18 protein-coding genes are annotated in these 17,286 nt (G+C 65.6%); all 18 read left to right on the top strand.

Going from position 1 to position 17,286, the window contains the following annotated elements; translation table 11 throughout:
* Nucleotides 1–145: 145 nt before the first annotated feature.
* A complete protein-coding gene (locus GDN70_RS09620; protein WP_028145736.1) occupies nt 146–1,057 on the top strand; it encodes a flagellin in 912 nt (303 codons plus the stop codon).
* Between the two features lie 334 nt (nt 1,058–1,391).
* Nucleotides 1,392–3,017, top strand: coding sequence for a flagellar basal-body MS-ring/collar protein FliF (gene fliF, locus GDN70_RS09625; protein WP_038950157.1), 1,626 nt, complete (start codon nt 1,392–1,394; stop codon nt 3,015–3,017).
* Nucleotides 3,014–3,706, top strand: coding sequence for a hypothetical protein (locus GDN70_RS09630; protein ID WP_152102432.1), 693 nt, complete (start codon nt 3,014–3,016; stop codon nt 3,704–3,706). The genes fliF and GDN70_RS09630 overlap by 4 nt, the downstream gene beginning before the upstream one ends.
* Before the next feature lie 6 nt (nt 3,707–3,712).
* Entirely contained in the window at nt 3,713–5,038 is a 1,326-nt protein-coding gene (locus GDN70_RS09635; RefSeq protein WP_028145734.1) for a MotB family protein, read from the top strand.
* Nucleotides 5,035–6,213, top strand: a complete 1,179-nt coding sequence (locus GDN70_RS09640) for a chemotaxis protein (protein WP_152102433.1) — start codon at nt 5,035–5,037, stop codon at nt 6,211–6,213. The genes GDN70_RS09635 and GDN70_RS09640 overlap by 4 nt, the downstream gene beginning before the upstream one ends.
* Complete coding sequence (locus GDN70_RS09645; RefSeq protein ID WP_152102434.1) at nt 6,210–7,538, top strand: flagellar hook-length control protein FliK; 1,329 nt, start codon at nt 6,210–6,212, stop codon at nt 7,536–7,538. Before GDN70_RS09640 ends, GDN70_RS09645 begins: the two co-directional genes overlap by 4 nt.
* On the top strand, nt 7,489–8,070 hold the full coding sequence (locus GDN70_RS09650) for a transglycosylase SLT domain-containing protein (RefSeq protein ID WP_152102435.1): 582 nt from the start codon (nt 7,489–7,491) through the stop codon (nt 8,068–8,070). The genes GDN70_RS09645 and GDN70_RS09650 overlap by 50 nt, the downstream gene beginning before the upstream one ends.
* A 90-nt stretch (nt 8,071–8,160) precedes the next feature.
* A complete protein-coding gene (locus GDN70_RS09655; protein WP_152102436.1) occupies nt 8,161–9,393 on the top strand; it encodes a flagellar hook protein FlgE in 1,233 nt (410 codons plus the stop codon).
* Between the two features lie 34 nt (nt 9,394–9,427).
* Nucleotides 9,428–10,906, top strand: coding sequence for a flagellar hook-associated protein FlgK (gene flgK / locus GDN70_RS09660; protein ID WP_095425968.1), 1,479 nt, complete (start codon nt 9,428–9,430; stop codon nt 10,904–10,906).
* Between the two features lie 3 nt (nt 10,907–10,909).
* Nucleotides 10,910–11,956, top strand: coding sequence for a flagellar hook-associated family protein (locus GDN70_RS09665; RefSeq protein WP_038950149.1), 1,047 nt, complete (start codon nt 10,910–10,912; stop codon nt 11,954–11,956).
* A 55-nt stretch (nt 11,957–12,011) separates the two neighbouring features.
* The gene (flaF, locus tag GDN70_RS09670; protein ID WP_028145728.1) at nt 12,012–12,356 is read left to right on the top strand and encodes a flagellar biosynthesis regulator FlaF; all 345 of its coding nucleotides are present in this window, start codon (nt 12,012–12,014) and stop codon (nt 12,354–12,356) included.
* Nucleotides 12,356–12,766 (top strand): flagellar biosynthesis repressor FlbT, encoded by a 411-nt coding sequence (gene flbT / locus GDN70_RS09675; protein ID WP_018318460.1) that lies wholly within the window; start codon nt 12,356–12,358, stop codon nt 12,764–12,766. Before flaF ends, flbT begins: the two co-directional genes overlap by 1 nt.
* A 14-nt stretch (nt 12,767–12,780) precedes the next feature.
* Nucleotides 12,781–13,203, top strand: a complete 423-nt coding sequence (flgD, locus tag GDN70_RS09680) for a flagellar hook assembly protein FlgD (RefSeq protein WP_018318461.1) — start codon at nt 12,781–12,783, stop codon at nt 13,201–13,203.
* Complete coding sequence (gene fliQ, locus GDN70_RS09685; protein ID WP_018318462.1) at nt 13,200–13,466, top strand: flagellar biosynthesis protein FliQ; 267 nt, start codon at nt 13,200–13,202, stop codon at nt 13,464–13,466. Before flgD ends, fliQ begins: the two co-directional genes overlap by 4 nt.
* A gap of 75 nt (nt 13,467–13,541) precedes the next feature.
* Complete coding sequence (flhA, locus tag GDN70_RS09690; protein ID WP_152102437.1) at nt 13,542–15,623, top strand: flagellar biosynthesis protein FlhA; 2,082 nt, start codon at nt 13,542–13,544, stop codon at nt 15,621–15,623.
* Nucleotides 15,620–16,372 carry a flagellar biosynthesis protein FliR gene (gene fliR / locus GDN70_RS09695; RefSeq protein ID WP_028145726.1) on the top strand — a complete coding sequence of 251 codons (753 nt, stop codon included), beginning with the start codon at nt 15,620–15,622 and terminating at the stop codon, nt 16,370–16,372. The genes flhA and fliR overlap by 4 nt, the downstream gene beginning before the upstream one ends.
* 7 nt (nt 16,373–16,379) lie before the next feature.
* On the top strand, nt 16,380–16,799 hold the full coding sequence (locus GDN70_RS09700; protein WP_152102438.1) for a hypothetical protein: 420 nt from the start codon (nt 16,380–16,382) through the stop codon (nt 16,797–16,799).
* Nucleotides 16,796–17,269, top strand: a complete 474-nt coding sequence (locus GDN70_RS09705; protein ID WP_173015777.1) for a rod-binding protein — start codon at nt 16,796–16,798, stop codon at nt 17,267–17,269. Before GDN70_RS09700 ends, GDN70_RS09705 begins: the two co-directional genes overlap by 4 nt.
* Nucleotides 17,270–17,286 lie beyond the last annotated feature (17 nt).

Below are 17,286 nucleotides of genomic sequence, written 5' to 3' on the forward strand. Positions count from 1 at the left end.
CGCACAAGCTTCGCTGGCTAGTCTGGCCGCTACGACGGATTGGGTTTACGCGCATTTCCGCAGCCCAAAGGCATGATGCCGCCCTGTCGTACCGGTGCAAGCCCGGTATGTCCCCATCCATTCTGTTTTCAAAGGGACATCGAAGATGGCTTCCAGCCTGCTTACCAACTCCGCCGCAATGACTGCGCTCCAGACCCTCCGGAATGTCAGCGCCAGCCTCCAGACCACCGAAAACCGGATCTCCACCGGCCAGCGCGTCTCGACCGCTTCGGACAACTCGGCCTATTGGTCGATCGCGACCTCGATGCGCGCCGACAACGCCGCGCTCTCGGCCGTCTCCGACTCGCTCGGTCTGTCGGCTGCGACGGTCGACACCGAATACACCGCTCTGAACAAGGTCATCGGCGACCAGAACTCCGGCCTGACCAAGCTCCAGGCGCTGCTGGTCGAAGCCAAGACCGCCGGTATCGACCGCACCAAGATCCAGGCTGAAATCACCCAGATCCAGCAGGACATGAAGAACGTGGCCAACGCGGCGACGTTCAACGGCGTCAACTGGCTGAGCACCAACGCGTCTACGCCGACCACCGTCAACCTGGTGTCGTCGTTCTCGCGCGTCGGCGGCACGCCGACGATCAACACCATCACGGTGACGGTCGCCAACTACTCGCTCTACACCGCGACCACTGGCGGCATCCTGGACACGGTGACCGGCAGCGCGTCGGTCAACACCATCGGCATCGGTGCGCTGACCGACTCGACGGCCGACCAGACCATCCTCGACGGCTACATCGCGCAGGTCACCACCGCGATCAACACGGTCAGCCAGTCCGCCGCCAACCTCGGTGCCATCAAGAACCGCATCTCGAACAACACTGAGTTCGTGAAGTCGCTGATGGACTCGGTGGATCGTGGTATCGGCCAGCTCGTCGACGCCGACATGAACGCGGAATCGACCCGGCTCCAGGCGCTGCAGACCCAGCAGCAGCTCGGCGTTCAGGCGCTCTCGATCGCCAACCAGAACAGCCAGAGCATCCTGTCGCTGTTCCGCGGCTAAGCGGCGCTTTCGAAAACGACCGTGCTCCCTCAGGGAGCACGGTCCCCGCCGTGACCGGCGGACGTGGCGGCACAAGACGTCCGCAATCGATCTCCCGACGTTGAATTTCATGCGACACGCCGCGGCCGATCGTGCGGCCGTGCGTCCCGGCGTGCATTGCCGCCGACCGGATTGCGTCGCCAGGGCTTCTTGTAAAATAGGCCTTCTTGTAAAATAGGCCTTCTTGTAAAATTGCAACGCCTCGCCTGCGAACTGACACATTCGTGTCCTCGCGCAACCTTCAGACAAGGTTGGCAGCGGAGTGTCCCGTACGTCCGCATTGGTACGAGGTCATATGCTCAGTCGTGCGCAGGTACAGCAACTGCTCAACAATCTGCTGGAGCTTGGGCCGCGACGCCTGATGGCCCTGGGCCTGATCGGTTTTGCCGTTCTCGTGACCGTCGTCGGCGGCGCGTACTATCTGAGCCGGCCTGAATTCGAGACGCTCTATACCGGCCTCACCCGCGAAGACGTGACGCGCATGGGCGCCGCGCTGCGCGAGCAGAACATCACCTTCGACGTCAATACGGCCGGCGACGCGCTCTCGGTGCGCCCGAGCCAGACCATGCAGGCGCGGATGCTGCTGGCCGAGAAGGGGCTGCCGACCAGCGCCAATTCCGGCTACGAGCTGTTCGACAAGATCGGCTCGCTCGGCCTGACCTCGTTCATGCAGGAGGTCACCAAGCTCCGGGCGCTGGAAGGCGAGATCGCGCGCACGGTGCAGTTGATGAAGGGCGTCAAGGCGGCGCGGGTGCATATCGTGCTGCCGGTGCGCGGCTCGTTTCGCGCGACGCAGCAGCCGCCATCCGCATCGGTCGTGCTGCGCACCGACGGCGCGATCGAGGCCCGCACGGCGCAGTCGATCCGCCATCTCGTCGCCGCCGCCATTCCAGGCATGAACCGCGACAAGGTGACGGTGCTGGACGCCGACGGTTCGATGCTGCTCGCCGAAGAGGACGAGGCGAGCGCCGCCCCGACCAAGATGGCGAGCCTGCAGAAGACGGTCGGCGGCATGGTGCAGGAGAACATCCGCAAGGCGCTGACGCCCTATCTGGGCCTCGACAATTTCGAGGTCAGCGTCGCGCCGCAGCTCTCCACAGACAAGCGGCAGATCAACGAGACCGTCTACGATCCGGAGAGCCGGGCCGAGCGTTCGGTGCGGAACGTGCGCGAGAAGGAATCTTCGCAGAACGCCGACCGTTCGACGCCGACCACGGTGCAGCAGAACCTTCCCGATCAGCAGGTCAACGCCGGCGGCGGCAAGAACTCCAGCGAAGACAAGACCCGCCGCGAGGACGTCACCAACTTCGAGGTCTCGTCCAAGACCACGACGACGGTGAGCGACGGCTATGCGGTGAAGAAGCTCTTCATCGCCGTCCTGGTCAATCGGGCGCGGCTGGTCGCCGATCTCGGCGACAAGAGCAACCAGGCCATCGTCGACAGCAAGCTCGCCGAGATCAGCCAGCTCGCCGCGACGGCCGGCGGATTGGACAAGCAGCGCGGCGACCAGATCCAGGTGACGGCCGTCGACTTCATCGAGGGCTCGCGCGAGCTGGCGCCGGTGCCGCCGATCAGCTTCGTCGAGATGATCAACAAGCAGCTCGGCAGCGTCATCAACGCGGTGACGATCCTGGCCGTTGCGTCGATGCTGGTCTGGTTCGGCCTGCGGCCGGCGGTCAACGGCATTCTGACCCATCGCGCGGAGCAGGAGCAGGTGGAGGCGGCCGAGGCCGCTGAGATCGAGGCTGCTGCGGCCCTTGCACTGGCCGAGAGTCAGGACCCCGAGCTCAATCTCGTCGAAGATCTCGAAGGCAAGATGCAGCGAACGCCGCAGAAGCGACTGGAGCAGATCGTCCGGCTCGACCAGGCGCAGGCCGCAGCGATCCTTAAAGACTGGATGCGACGCGAGGAGGCGGCATGAACGCGGCAATCGGAAAATTCCTGACGCAGTTCGACGCGAACGGCCGGGTCAAATCACCGCCGCCTCCGCCGCCCAGGATCCAGGACGTGCTGACGAGGCCGAAGGAGATCATGCGCGAGCCTTCGCCGCAGCCCCAGGCCCATTCGCAGCCACTGCCGCAGTCGCCGTCTCCGGCACCGAGGGTGGAAGCCCCGCCGGCCAATGTCCTGGACGACGCCTACCGCCGCGGCCATGCGGCCGGCGTCGCGGAAGGCGACGCCAGGCTTGCCGAGGAGCGCGTCCGCAGCGCGATCCGGCTCGGCGAAGAGCGCGCCAAATGGTCCGACCAGCAGGCGGTCGCGATCGTCAGCGGCTTCGAGACGGCTTGCCGCGAGATCGAGACCAACATCGCAAGCTCCGTGGCGCGGATATTACTGCCGTTCCTCACCGAGGCGGTCCGCGACAAGGCGATCGGATCGCTGGTCGAGCAGATCGCAGCGCTGACCGGCAACTCGTCGGTGCCGGCGTTCAAGGTCACCGGTCCGAGCGAGCTGCTCGACCTCGTGAAGACGCAGCTCGAGGCGTCCAGGCGCACCGGCATCGAGTACGAGGCGGCCGACACCTTGGAGGTTCGCGTCGTGGCCGACCAGACCGTGATCGAGACGCAGATCACGGCCTGGAGCGAACGCCTGAAGGAAGCACGCCGGTAGCCCGTCATGGAAGAGGTCAAGCATGAACTCGTGATCGTCCGCCGGCGCAGCGCCTTCGCCGAGGAGGCGCATCACGGCGGCGTATGGAAGATCGCCTATGCGGACTTCATGACCGCGATGATGGCGTTCTTCCTGGTCATGTGGCTGCTCAACGCGCTCAACCAGGATCAGAAGCAGGTCGTCGCGAGCTATTTCAATCCGATCCAGCTCGCGGAAAATGCCCCCGCGCCGAAGGGCCTGAAGAATCTTTCCAAGAAGGAGCCGACCTCGTTCGAAGGTCAGGACGGCAAGCGTCAGCCGGCCGGCTCGAACGAGGAACGTCGCGGCGACTCGCCGACGGCGGAGAAGCCGGCCTCCTATGAAGAGAAAGTCCTGTTCCGTGATCCCTATGCGACGCTTTCCGAAATCGCGAACAGCGCGAACCAGTCCACGGGACAGCGACGCGCCGGCGCGCTGACGTCCGCCGAAGAGGATGGTCTCAAGGGCGGCGACGCCTACCGCGATCCCTTCGACCCCGGCTATTGGAAGCTGGCGCCGCAAGCATCCAAGGACGCCGATCGCATGATCGAGAGCGAGCCCAAGCCGAATGCTTCCGCGCGCGACGGTGCCTCAGGCACAAATCAGGGCGAGCCGCAGCCGCGTCGTGCCAAGGCGGACGATGCCGGCGGAAGCCTGGCGCCGAACGCGGATGCGTCGTCCGCAAACCTGTCGCCGTTGTTGCCGCCGGGGCCCGCGCCGGCGCAGGCCCCGCGCGAGGGCAGCGCCCAGGCCACCGTTCAGGCGAGCGCTCAAGCCAACGCCGCCGCGCAGGCGCGTCCCAACGATACGACGAAGGAGTCCGAGCCGCGCGATGCGGCGCAAACCCAGCAGCCGACCGTCAAGCAGCTTCAGGCCGCGATTGCCGACGCGCTCTCGGACATCAAGGCTGGCGCCGGGCCGGCGGCCGAGGTGCGTCAGGTCGAGGAGGGCCTCCTGATCAGCCTGACCGACGATGCGAGCTTCGGCATGTTCGCGGTCGGCTCGGCCGAGCCGCGGCCCGAGCTGATCCGCGTGATCGACAAGATCGGGCCGTTGCTGACGAAGCGCCAGGGCATGATCATCGTCCGCGGCCATACCGACAATCGACCGTATCGTTCTGAGACTTACGACAATTGGCGGCTGTCGACCGCCCGCGCGCAGATGGCCTATTACATGCTGGTTCGCTCCGGCGTCGACGCGCTGCGGATCGAGCATGTCGAAGGCTATGCCGACCGCCGGCCGAAGCTTCCGAACGATCCGGCGGCCGCGCAGAACCGCCGGATCGAGATCCTGATTCGTGAGAAGCGCCCTTGATCAGGCCGCTCCTCTGCGCCGCCGTGCTGCTCCTGCCGTTCACGGCAGCGAACGCGCTCGCACAATCCGCGCGCCAGCCGGGCGAGCCCTATGAGCTCGTCCGCGCGTTGCAGGCCGTGCAGGACAGCATCGCCAACGGTGACACCGCCGCGCATGGCAGTCACGTCGCGCTGATCCGGCAGATCGGAGAGAAGTTCCTCGCCGCCGATCCGGGCGTGTGGAGCAATGCGCAGAACAGCCAGGCTGCGGTCATCTACCTGCTCAGCGGCGGCGCGCCGCAGATCGTCCGCAAGCTGCCGCGCGACAAAATGAACGTCGACGAGCGGCTGTTCAACGGCGCGCTCGCCTATGTCGAGGGCCGTCAGGAGGAAGCGCGGGAGTTGCTCAAGGACGTCAAGCCGCGGACGCTGTCCTCCGGCCTCGGCGGACAGGTCGCGCTGGTCCAGGGCGCGTTGTTTGCGCGCTCCGAGGCATCGCTCGCGATCGAGCGTCTGGACGACGCGCGCCTACTCCTGCCCGGTACGCTGGTGGAGGAGGCGGCGTTGCGGCGCGAGATCCTGCTGGTGGGGCAGGCGGAGGATTTCGACAAGTTCGAGTTCCTGGCGCTGGCCTATATCCGCCACTACCGCAACTCGATCTATGCCGGCGATTTCTGGCAGCGCTTCTCCTCGGGCCTGACGCAATCGAGTCTGGCGCTCGACGATCGCCGCTTCGCGCGGATCGCAGCGCTGCTCGAGCAGATCGATCGCGCGAGCCGCCTCAAGCTCTATCTCGTGATCGCGCGCGCGGCGATGGTGCGCGGGCAGATGGCTGTGACGCGGCTTGCCGGCGAGCGGGCGCTGACGCTCAGCGCCGACGCCTCGGCGGATCGCGAGCGGGCGCATTTCTTCCGCGGCGCCGCGCGGGCGCTCACCGACGAGTATGATGGCGGTCTGGCCGAGCTGAAGGCACTCGACCGGTCGAAGCTGCCCGAGCGCGACGTGCCCCTTCTGAATGCCACGGTGCAGCTCGCGCTCGATGTTCGCAAGCCGTTTCCGGGCGGATCCGCCGCTACTGCCGACAAGCCTCCGGCAACGCCGGCACGTCTCGATCTGGCGTCATCGACCGTGACTCTCGCGCGCGCGCAGAAGCAGCTCGGCGAGCTCGAACTCCTTACCAGGGACCGCCGCCCATGACCAAGCTCAGTGGAACCTCCGGACAGCTCTTCTCGGGTCTCGCCGAGAGCCTCAACATCCGCGGCACGTCGCGTTCGGCAAAGAACGCCGGAGCCAAATCGCAGGCGGGCTCGTCGTTCAACGATCTGCTCCACACCGTCTCGAACCTCGCCAAGCAGGCACTCAACGATGAGGGCAGCGATACGACCGCGAAGGCCGGAGCGTTGCGCACGCGTCTGGCCCACCCCGCGGGCAAGGACAAGTCGAAGGACGAGACGGACGAGCGTACCGAGGCGACCGACCTGCTCAAGGCCGGCGACCAGACGACCGACAAATCCTCGGAGACGCAAAGCCCGGTCGGCCATGATCCGAAGCCAGACGGTTCGAATCGCTCGAACGCTCCCGCGATCGTGGGACAGGATCTCGTTGCCGCATCGGCCGCGAAGCCGCAAATGCCGTCGCAGTCGGGCGACAGGAAAGACGTGCCCGCGCGCGACGAGCGCTCATCCGGGACGAAGCGCGAAGTTGCGGCCACAGGCATCGCGAAGGCAACGACGGCGGATTCCGCGCCGTCTGCTGTCGTTCCGACCGGCGCGCGTGCACAAGGCGATGCATCGCAAGCCGCGGCCGCACAGCCAGGCAGCGAGGCTTCCGCCAAAGCCATGCCCGCGACATCAGGCTTCGAGGCGGTCACCGCCAATGTCGAACGCGCCGCCAAGGTCTCGACGCGCGACGCGTTGCCCGAGACGACCAAGGTCACCGTGGTCCAGCAGGAGACCCATCTGCCCCCGGCGCAGTTCAACGCTCCGCAACAAGTCGCCAATGCGGTCGTCGCCGAACTGAAGGACTCCGCAGGCCCGGCGGGGTCCGCAGCGCCCGATCCCGCAGCATCCCAGACCAATGCGCCGGATCAGCCGCTCAAGATCCTGACCATCAATCTCGAGCCGCCCGCGCTCGGCAACGTCACCGTGCGCCTTCGTCTCGTCGGCACCGAAGTGTCCGTCCACCTTGCCGCCGCGCGCAAGGACACGAGCCAGATGCTGGATCAGCAGCGCGACCAGATCCGCGATCTCATGCAGACGGCGGGTTATGTCGCCGACGTCGCGCCCGTGCAGCACGGCTCGCTGGATGGATTCCAGAGCGGCTCCGGCCAGTCGCAGCCGCAGCTCTCGGGCCAGCAACAGCCCTCGTCGCAGTCGCAAGGTGCGTTCGGTGGCGCAGGCTCGTCGTCGGGGCAATCCGATGGCGGCGCGAAGCAGGCCCGCCAGGAGCGCCAGCCCAGCCAGGAGACGCGTCATGACCAGGACGTGGGTCAGCCGAATCGTCGCGGCCCTGTTTATCTGTAATGCGAGCGCCGCCGACGCGGCCACCGACGCCGCGCGCCCCTGCGAGCGCGAGATGGCGCGCGCGGCCCAGCAGCATGGGATTCCGCTCGGCATTCTCTACGCAGTCGGTCTCACCGAGACCGGCCGCCGCGGCGCGCTGCATCCTTACGCCCTCGGCGCCGACGGCCAGACCGTGTTCGCCAGGGACATGGATGATGCGATCGCAAATTTCCAGGCCATGCGAGGCAAGGGCATCAAGCTGATCGATCTCGGCTGCATGCAGATCAACCATTACTATCACGGCGACAAGTTCGTCTCGGTGCGCGCGATGTTCGATCCCGCGAAAAACGTCGAATATGCCGCGCGCTTCCTGAAAGAGCTGAAGCAGCGCGAGGGCAGCTGGACCATGGCGGTGGCTCGCTACAATGCCGGCCCCAACAACCAGCCGGCGCAGAAGCGCTATGTCTGTCACATCGTGGCTCACCTCGTGTCGAGCGGTTTCGGCGCCTGGACCGACAAGGCACGCTCGTTCTGTCAGCCGAAAACGACATGACGACGTGAAGTTGTGCATGGTTCCGAACCATCAGCCCCGCGCAAGCAAGATCCCCCATTGTAACTGCAACCTACCAAAGGAGCCCACTTCATGAGCCTGTATGGTGTTATGCGCACCGGTGTTTCCGGTATGAGCGCGCAGTCCAACAAGCTGTCGACGGTTTCGGACAACATCGCGAACGTCAACACCACTGGTTACAAGCGGGCTTCGACCGAATTCTCCTCGCTGATCCTGAAGAGCGGCTCTGGCAATTACGACTCCGGCGCCGTCGAGACGACCGTCCGTTACGCCATCAGCGACGCCGGACATACGCAGTTCACGACGTCTTCCACCGACCTTGCCGTGCAAGGCAACGGCTTCTTCGTGGTCTCGAACGCCACCAACACGCAGCAATATTTGACCCGCGCCGGCTCGTTCGTGCCTGATAGCCAGGGCAATCTGGTCAATGCGGCCGGCTACTACCTTCTGGGCCAGCCTGGCCTCGTGACCAATTTCTCGCAGAACAGCCTGGCTGGAATGCAGATCGTGAACATCGCCCAGGTCTCGCAGGTGCCGGTGCCGTCGACTGCGGGCACCCTGACGACCGGCAATCTCGATCCGAAGGCGGCCGTCATTGCCGGTCCGCCCGGCCCGGCGTCATATTCGTCGAAAAGCTCGATCGTTGCCTACAACAATATCGGTCAGGCCGTTACGCTCGACGTCTATATGTCCCACACCGCGACGGCGGCCGGTTCGGATACCTGGCAGGTTCAGGTCTACAACTCTGCGACGGGCACCTCGCTCGCCGCCGCCACCACCTTCACTTTCGATACCACGGCGGCCGGCAAAGGCGCGCTGGCCGCGGCGAGCCCGACGGGCCTTACGTTCACGGTCCCGGGCGGCGCGGCGATGACCATGGACCTGTCGAACATGACGCAGGTTGGAGCCGACTTCAGCTTCAAGGCCACCGTCAACGGCAGCGTGCCCGCGGCGATCGACAAGGTCGATGTCGACGAGGCGGGCCATGTGACGGCGATCCTCAAGAACGGGCAGCAGCTGACGCTCTACACGATCATGCTCGCCGACGTCGCGAGCCCCGACAATCTGACGCCCGAGCCGGGCAACGTCTATTCGACCAACATGAATTCCGGCAATGCGCAGGCCGGGAATGCTGGCACCGGCGGGCTCGGCACGGTCCAGTCCGGTGCGCTGGAGGACTCCAACGTCGATCTCGCGGACGAGCTCACCGGGATGATCGAGGCGCAGCGCGGCTTCACCGCCAACTCGAAATCGTTCCAGACGGGCGCCGACCTGCTCGACGTCGTCGTCAACCTGAAGCGCTGAATTCTTCCGCGCTCACCCCCGGCAAGAGCAGATCATGTCCCTTACCGCCGCTCTCGACTCCGCTCGCGCCTCGCTCATGGCGTCGGGCATCCAGTCGTCGACGATCTCGCGCAACATCGCCGGTGCCAGCGCCACCGGCTATTCGCGCAAGATCGCCGTGCTGGACAACCTCCCCGGCACCGGCGTCTACGTCGCGGCGATCCAGCGCGCCGCCAGTTCGGGCCTCTATTCGAACGTGCTGACCGCGACCTCGTCGTCGGCCAAGCAGAGCGTGATCTATGACGGCCTGCAGAAGATCGCGGCCGCGACGGTGGACGATCCCGAGCTCGAGCAGTCGCCGACCGCCCAGCTCAACAAGCTGAAGCAGGCGTTGCAGCAATACGCCAACTCCACCGACAATGCGACCCTGGCGCAGGCGGCCGTGACGTCCGCCAAGGACATGGTGACCGGGCTCAACCAGGCCACCAAGACGGTTCAGTCGGTCCGCGAGGGGGCCGACGCCGACATGGCGAATTCGGTCGCCAACATCAACCAGCTGCTGTCCCAGTTCCAGACGGTCAACACCGCCATCGTGAAGGGCACGATCTCCGGCGACGACGTCACCGACTATCTCGACCAGCGCGACAGCATCGTCTCCAGGCTGTCGCAGGAGGTCGGCGTCTCGATGTCGATCCGGACCAATGGAGATGCCGCGCTCTATACCGACAGCGGCGTCGTGCTGTTCGACAAGACGGCGCGGGCCGTGAGCTTTGCGCCGACCAATGCCTATACCGCCGGCACCACGGGCAATGCCGTCTTCATCGACGGCGTTCCCGTGACCGGCGCCAATTCCGTCATGCCGCTCAAGTCCGGCAAGCTCGCCGGCTTGGCCCAGCTGCGCGACAAGGACACGGTCACGTATCAGAGCCAGCTCGACGAGATCGCGCGCGGCCTGATCGACGCCTTCAAGGAAAGCGACCAGTCGGCTGTCCCAACGCTGGCGGACCGGCCCGGCCTGTTCACTTATCCCGGCGCGCCCGCGATGCCCGCGAGCGCGACGATCTCGGTGGGCCTCGCCGGGAGGATCTCGGTCGCCGCCTCGGTCGATCCGGCCGTAGGCGGAAATCCGAACCTGCTGCGCGACGGCGCCATCAGCGGCGTTGCCGCCTATAATTACAACACGACCGGCAATGCCGGCTTCTCGGCGCGGCTGCAGCAGCTCATCAACAAGATGGAAGCGCCGCAGCCATTCGATGCCACGGCTCAGGGCAAGCCGAGCGGCAGCGTGATCGAGTTTGCGTCTTCCTCGGCGAGCTGGATCGAAAGCCAGCGCAAGACCGCCGACGACAGCGTCCAGTATCAGAATACGCTGCTCGACCGCAGCACCGCGGCGCTGTCCAACGTCAGCGGCGTCAACATGGACGACGAGATGGCGTTGATGCTCCAGGTCGAGCGCACCTATTCGGCGTCGTCGAAGATCATTTCCACCGTCGATGAGATGCTGCAGAGCCTGCTGGCTGCCGTAGGGAATTAAGTCATGATGAGCGCGAACTACATCTCGACCCTGATGCTGTCTTCATCGTTGAGGTCGTCGATCACGAACAACCAGAGCGCGCTGACCAAGGCCTCGAAGGAGGCGACCACCGGCCGTTTCGCCGATGTCGGCCTCGAGCTCGGCACGGGAACGGGCCGCGACGTGGCGCTGCGCGCCGATTTCAACTTCGCCGACCAGCTCGTCGACACCAACGAGCTGGTTTCGGGGCGCCTCGATGTGACCCAGAACCGGATCACGCAGCTCGGCAAGACCGCGTCGGAATTCCTCAAGAACCTGATCGCGGCCCGCGACGCCGACAGCGGCGCGAAGATCATCCTGCCGAGCGCGTCCGCGAACCTTCAGGACGTCATCGGCGCGCTCAACGTTTCCTACAACGGGTCGTATCTGTTCGGCGGAATCGATACGCAGACCGTGCCGGTCACGAACTACACGGCCGGCTCTGCCAGCAAGAACCAGGTCGATGCGGACTTCCTGGCGACGTTCGGCTTCTCGCAGGCTGCGGCCGGTGTGAGCACCATCACTCCGGCGCAAATGCAGAATTTCCTCGACAACACCCTCGACCCCGAGTTCGCGAGCCCGGCCTGGAACGCCAACTGGTCGTCGGCCACGGACCAGACGCTGTCGAGCCGCATCTCCACGACCGAGGTTGTCGACAGCTCGGTCAGCGCCAACCAGCCCGGCTTCCGCAAGCTGGCCGAGGCCTACACCATGCTCACTGATCTCGGGAACACGAGCCTGAGCAAGGACACGTTTCAGGTCGTCGTCGACAAGGCCATCAGCCTGGTCAGCGGCGCGATCAACGATCTCGCCGTGCTCGGCGGGACCGTCGGCTCGATCCAGCAACGGGTCACCGGCGCGACCGAGAAGCTGAAGATCCAGAAGGACATCCTCAACGACCAGATCGTCAAGCTGGAGGCGGTCGACCCGACCGAGGCCTCGGTCCGCGTCAACACCCTGCAGACCCAGATCAAGACGGCGCTCGCGCTGACCTCGCAGCTCCAGCAGATCAGCCTCATCAACTATCTCTAGAGCCGAGGCTCGCAACCTCGTCCTGTTACCCGGTCTCCTGCGCAGAGTGATGCTGATGACGTTTGAAGCCTATGAATCGGTCGTCGACGAGAGCGGTTACGAGGCGCGGGGCCGCGAGCGGCAGGCGCTCAGCCTCGGCATCGACCGGCTCGAGCGGATTCAGCGAGGCGTGTTCCGCCTCGAGGATCTGGTCGAGAGCCTGCTCTATGTGCGGCGGCTGTGGACGATCTTCATCGAGGATCTCTCGCACCCCGAGAACGGGCTTCCGGACAAGCTGCGCGCCGACATCATCTCGATCGGCCTGTGGGTCGTCAAGGAGGCCGATCGTCTTCGCGAGGAGAGGTCGAACGACGTGATGCAGCTCATCGAAATCAACCGCCTGATCCGAGACGCTCTTTGATGAAGATCTCCTTGCGGGCGGGCGAACGGATCTACATCAACGGCGCGGTGCTGCGCGTGGACCGCAAGGTCTCCGTCGAGCTCGTCAACGACGTGATGTTCCTGCTCGAAGGGCAGGTCATGCAGGCGTCCGACGCCACCACGGCGCTGCGGCAGCTCTACTTCATCGTCCAGCTCATGCTGATGAACCCGACCGACATCCGCGACGCCGCGGCACTCTACGCCCAGCATCACGCGGCCCTGTGCGCCGTGTGCGAGAGCCGGGAGATGCTGGACGGACTGGGCGCGGTCGACGAGCTGGTCGAGGCGACCCGCTACTTCGAGGCGCTCAAGCGGATCCGGGCCCTGTTCCCGGTCGAGCAGGCCATCCTGGCCGGCGCCATCACCGAGTCCCCATTCCAGGCTGCCTGACAGCGGAGAGGTACATGAACGTCAACAGTGCGACCGACAGCACGAGCAAGTCGTCCAGTTCGACCGGCTCCACCAATTCGACCTCGAGCAACAGCGTCGACTACAACACGTTTCTTCAGCTTCTCGTCGCCGAGATGAAGAACCAGGATCCGACCAATCCGATGGATACCTCGCAATATATGAGCCAGTTCGCGCAGCTCTCGACGGTCGAGCAGGCCATGCAGACCAACTCGAAGCTGGATGCGCTGCTGTCCTCGCAGTCGTTGTCGCAGGCCAACGGCCTGATCGGGAAAACCGTCAGCTTCACAGACGCCACCGGCGCCAGCTTCAGCGGCAAGGTCGTCTCGGTCTCCATCAACGCCGACGGCTCCATCGCGACCCTCGAGAACGGCACCAAGGTCGCGGTCGGGCCGGGACTCACGATCAGCCAGTCATGAACGAACGCGACGCTCTCGACATCGTCCAGGCGGCGATCTGGACCATCATCGTCGCCTCCGGGCCCGCGGTCGGCGCCGCGATGCTGGTCGGCACCATCATCGCGCTGATCCAGGCCCTGACCCAGATCCAGGAGGTGACGCTGACCTTCGTTCCGAAGATCATCGTCATCCTCCTGGTCGTTGCCGTCTCCGGCTCCTTCATCGGCGCGCACCTCTCCACCTTCACCGAGATGGTCTATTCGCGGATCGAGCGCGGCTTCTGACCCGCGCGGCCTCGGCCACCATCCCCGCGTAAGCTTTGCGGGGCAGATTAGGGGTGGACCCTCTGCCGGTGACCCATGGCCGATACGTTAGCTGCTAGCCTGCCGACCCCACGACGATTGGGGGCCGACGCCTTTTTCGCCGGCGGCATCGTGGCCATGCTCACGATCCTGTTCCTGCCGATCCCGCCGATCCTGATCGATCTCGGCCTCGCGTTCTCGATCGCGCTGTCGGCGCTGATCCTGATGGTCGCGCTGTGGATCCAGCGACCGCTCGACTTCTCCGCCTTCCCGACCGTGCTGCTGATCGCGACCATCCTGCGGCTGGCGCTGAACGTCGCGACCACCCGCCTGATCCTGTCGCGCGGCGGGGAGGGCGAGCAGGCTGCCGGCCACGTCGTCGCCGGCTTCTCCAAGTTCGTCATGGGCGGCGACTTCGTCATCGGCCTGATCATCTTCGCCATCCTGGTCACCGTGAATTTCGTCGTGATCACCAAGGGTGCGACGCGTATCGCCGAAGTCGGCGCCCGTTTCACCCTCGACGCCATCCCCGGCAAGCAGATGGCGATCGACGCCGATCTGTCGGCGGGCCTGATCGACGACAAGGAAGCCCAGCGCCGGCGCCGCGAGCTCGAAGAAGAAAGCGCGTTCTTCGGTGCCATGGACGGTGCCTCGAAGTTCGTTCGGGGCGATGCCATCGCCGGCCTGCTCATCACCGCGATCAACATTTTCGGCGGCATCATCATCGGCGTCACCCATCACGGGCTGACGCTGTCGCGCGCCGCCGACGTCTACACGAAGCTCTCCGTCGGCGACGGTCTGGTGTCGCAGATGCCGGCACTCATCGTGTCGCTGTCGGCCGGCCTGCTGGTCTCCAAGGGCGGCACGAGAGGATCGGCCGAGCAGGCCGTGCTGCGCCAGCTCGGCGGCTATCCCCGCGCTGTGTCGGCCGCCGCGCTGATGATGTTCGTGCTCGCCTTGATGCCGGGGCTGCCGTTGGCGCCCTTCGTGCTTCTCGGCGGCGTCATGGCCTTCGTCGGCTACTCGCTGCCGAAGCAGCAGGCGGCCTTGAAGCAGAAGGAGGACGCGCGCAAGGCCGACGAGCGCGCCCAGGCTGAGGCCAAGGAATCCGTCAAGGACCAGCTCAAGACCGCCGAGATCGAGCTTGCGCTCGGTGGCCATCTTTCGGTCCATCTGCTGGGCTCGCGCACCGAGCTTGCCCACCGCGTCGCCAAGATCCGCAAGAAGTTCGCCAAGCAGTACGGCTTCGTTATTCCCGAGATCAAGCTCAGCGACAATCTGTCGATCGACCCCAAGGGCTACCAGATCCGGATCCACGACACCCGCGTCGCCCATGGCGAGCTCCGGCTCGGCGAGGTGCTGGTGCTGGTCGACAAGGACGGCAAGCCCGACGTGCCCGGCGAAGAGGTGGTCGAACCCGCTTTCGGCATGAAGGCGCTGTGGGTGACGGAAGCCTTCACGGACGAAGTCAAGCGGCAGGGCTGCAAGCCGGTCGACAATCTGTCGGTGCTGCTCACGCATTTGAGCGAGGTGCTCCGGGCGAACCTCGCCCAGCTCCTGTCCTACAAGGACATGCGCGCGCTGCTCGACCGGCTCGATCCCGAGTACAAGCGCCTCGTCGAGGATCTCTGCCCGTCGCAGATCTCCTATTCCGGCCTGCTGGCGATCCTGAAGATCCTGCTGGCCGAGCGGGTCTCCATCCGCAATCTTCACCTCATCCTCGAGGCGATCGCCGAGATCGCGCCTCACGTGCGGCGCTCCGAGCAGGTCGCAGAGCACGTGCGGACCCGGCTTGCCCAGCAGATCTGCGGCGACCTCTCCGACAACGGCGTGCTCAACGTCGTCCGTCTCGGCAACCGCTGGGACCTCGCCTTCCACCAGAGCCTGAAGCGCGACGCCAAGGGCGACGTCGTCGAGTTCGACGCCGATCCGCGCCTGATCGAGCAGTTCGCGACCGAAGCCAGCGCCGCGATCCGCAAGTTCACCGAGAACGGCACCAGCGTGGTGCTGGCGGTGACGCCGGAAGCCCGGCCCTATGTCCGGATGATCCTGGAGCGGGTGTTCCCGACCTTGCCGATCCTGTCGCATGTCGAAGTCGCGCGCAGCGCCGAGATCCGGGCGCTCGGAGCCGTGTCGTGATCAGCGGCCTTGCCGACAGCGTGCTGGTGACGTTCATCGTGTTCTGCCGCATCGGCGCCTGCCTGATGCTGGTGCCCGGCTTTTCCAGCGTCAACGTTCCGGCACAGGTCCGCCTGTTCGTCGCGCTCGTCACGACGTTCGCGCTGACGCCGATCCTGATCGCGGTGCTGAAGCCGCTCACGGACAACGCCGCGCCGCTGACGCTGGCGCTCCTGATCTGCTCCGAGCTCGTGGTCGGCAGCGTCATCGGGCTCGGCGGGCGGGTGTTCTTTCTCGCGCTCCAGACCATGGCGACGGTGATGGCGAGCGCGATCGGGCTCAGCAACATCCCGGGAACGCCGGTCGCCGACAGCGATCCGGCGCCGGCGCTGGTGCCGCTGATCATGGTGTCCGTCACCACGCTGTTCTTCATGACCGACCAGCATTGGCAGGTCCTGCGTGGGCTGATGAACTCCTACGACGTCTGGCGTCCCGGGAGTCGGCTCGGCGGCGGCATGGCACTCGACCTGCTCGTCGGCCGCCTGTCGGAAGCGTTCGTGCTGACGCTGCGGATCGCCAGCCCGTTCATCGTCTATTCGGTGATCGTCAACCTGGCGGTCAGCCTGATCAACAAGCTGACGCCGGCAATTCCAGTCTATTTCATCTCGGTGCCCTTCGTGCTGTTCGGCGGCTTCCTGCTGCTCTACCTCACGAGCGACGAGCTGCTGACGCAATTCATGCTCGGCCTCTCGTCCTGGCTGGCGGAGTGAGCCTGTGATGACGTCGCGCGCGGACAAGCTCGGCCGGATGGTGTCGCTGGTGAAGCTCCAGCTCCGGCTGTCCGAATGGCAGCTCGCGCAGCTGCGGCAGCAGGAGCGAAGCCTGCAGGACGAGCAGGAATGGCTGGTGGGAGCCCTGAACGATGGCAAGCCGCCGGCGGGATCGTCGAGCGAATCGATCGCGCGGCGCTTGAACAGGACGAGCGTCGATGCGCGCGAGATCCGGACGCAGGCCGCGCAGCAGCTCGACCAGGTCCGCGCCGAGAGCCGCCGCGTGAAGCAGCTCGAGCAGGTCGCGAAGGCGGCGCTGGCCGACAAGCTCCGTGACGCCGAGAAGCGCTCCCTCGAGGAGATGACGGGAATAAGCCCAGCCGTGCGCGCGTGGACGCCACGGCCAGCCAATCGGAACAAGCCATGATCGTGACCGCGACGCCCGACCTCGTTCTCGACGTCCTCGAGGCCGCCGATCCCGTGACCCAGCGCGCGGCGACCGCGAAACTCGATGCGCTGAAATCCTCCGATGCCGACTTCGCCGCAACGATGGACGCGGAGGCCGGCAAGGCGGCAGCTGCCGAGCAGTCCGCGACGAAGGTCTCTGAGGCGTCGTCGGATGCGGTGAATGGGGCCCCGGTGCGGATGATCAAGGCGCCGGCGTCGGGCGAGGTGTACCGGAAGTTCGAAGCTTTCATCCTCCAGACCTTCGTCGAGACGATGTTGCCGAAGGAATCCGAGCAGGTCTTTGGCAAGGGCACGGCCGGCGGCGTCTGGAAATCGATGCTGGCGGAGGAGCTTGGCAGCCAGCTGGCAAAGGGCAACGGCATTGGCATCGCCAAGCAGCTGGCCGCCGCCAATCCGGCGGGGCCGAACGGTGCCGGCAAGGCCGGATGATGATCCGCGAACGGGTG

This window comes from Bradyrhizobium sp. TM102 (assembly GCF_009176685.1).
GTDB lineage: Bacteria > Pseudomonadota > Alphaproteobacteria > Rhizobiales > Xanthobacteraceae > Bradyrhizobium > Bradyrhizobium ottawaense.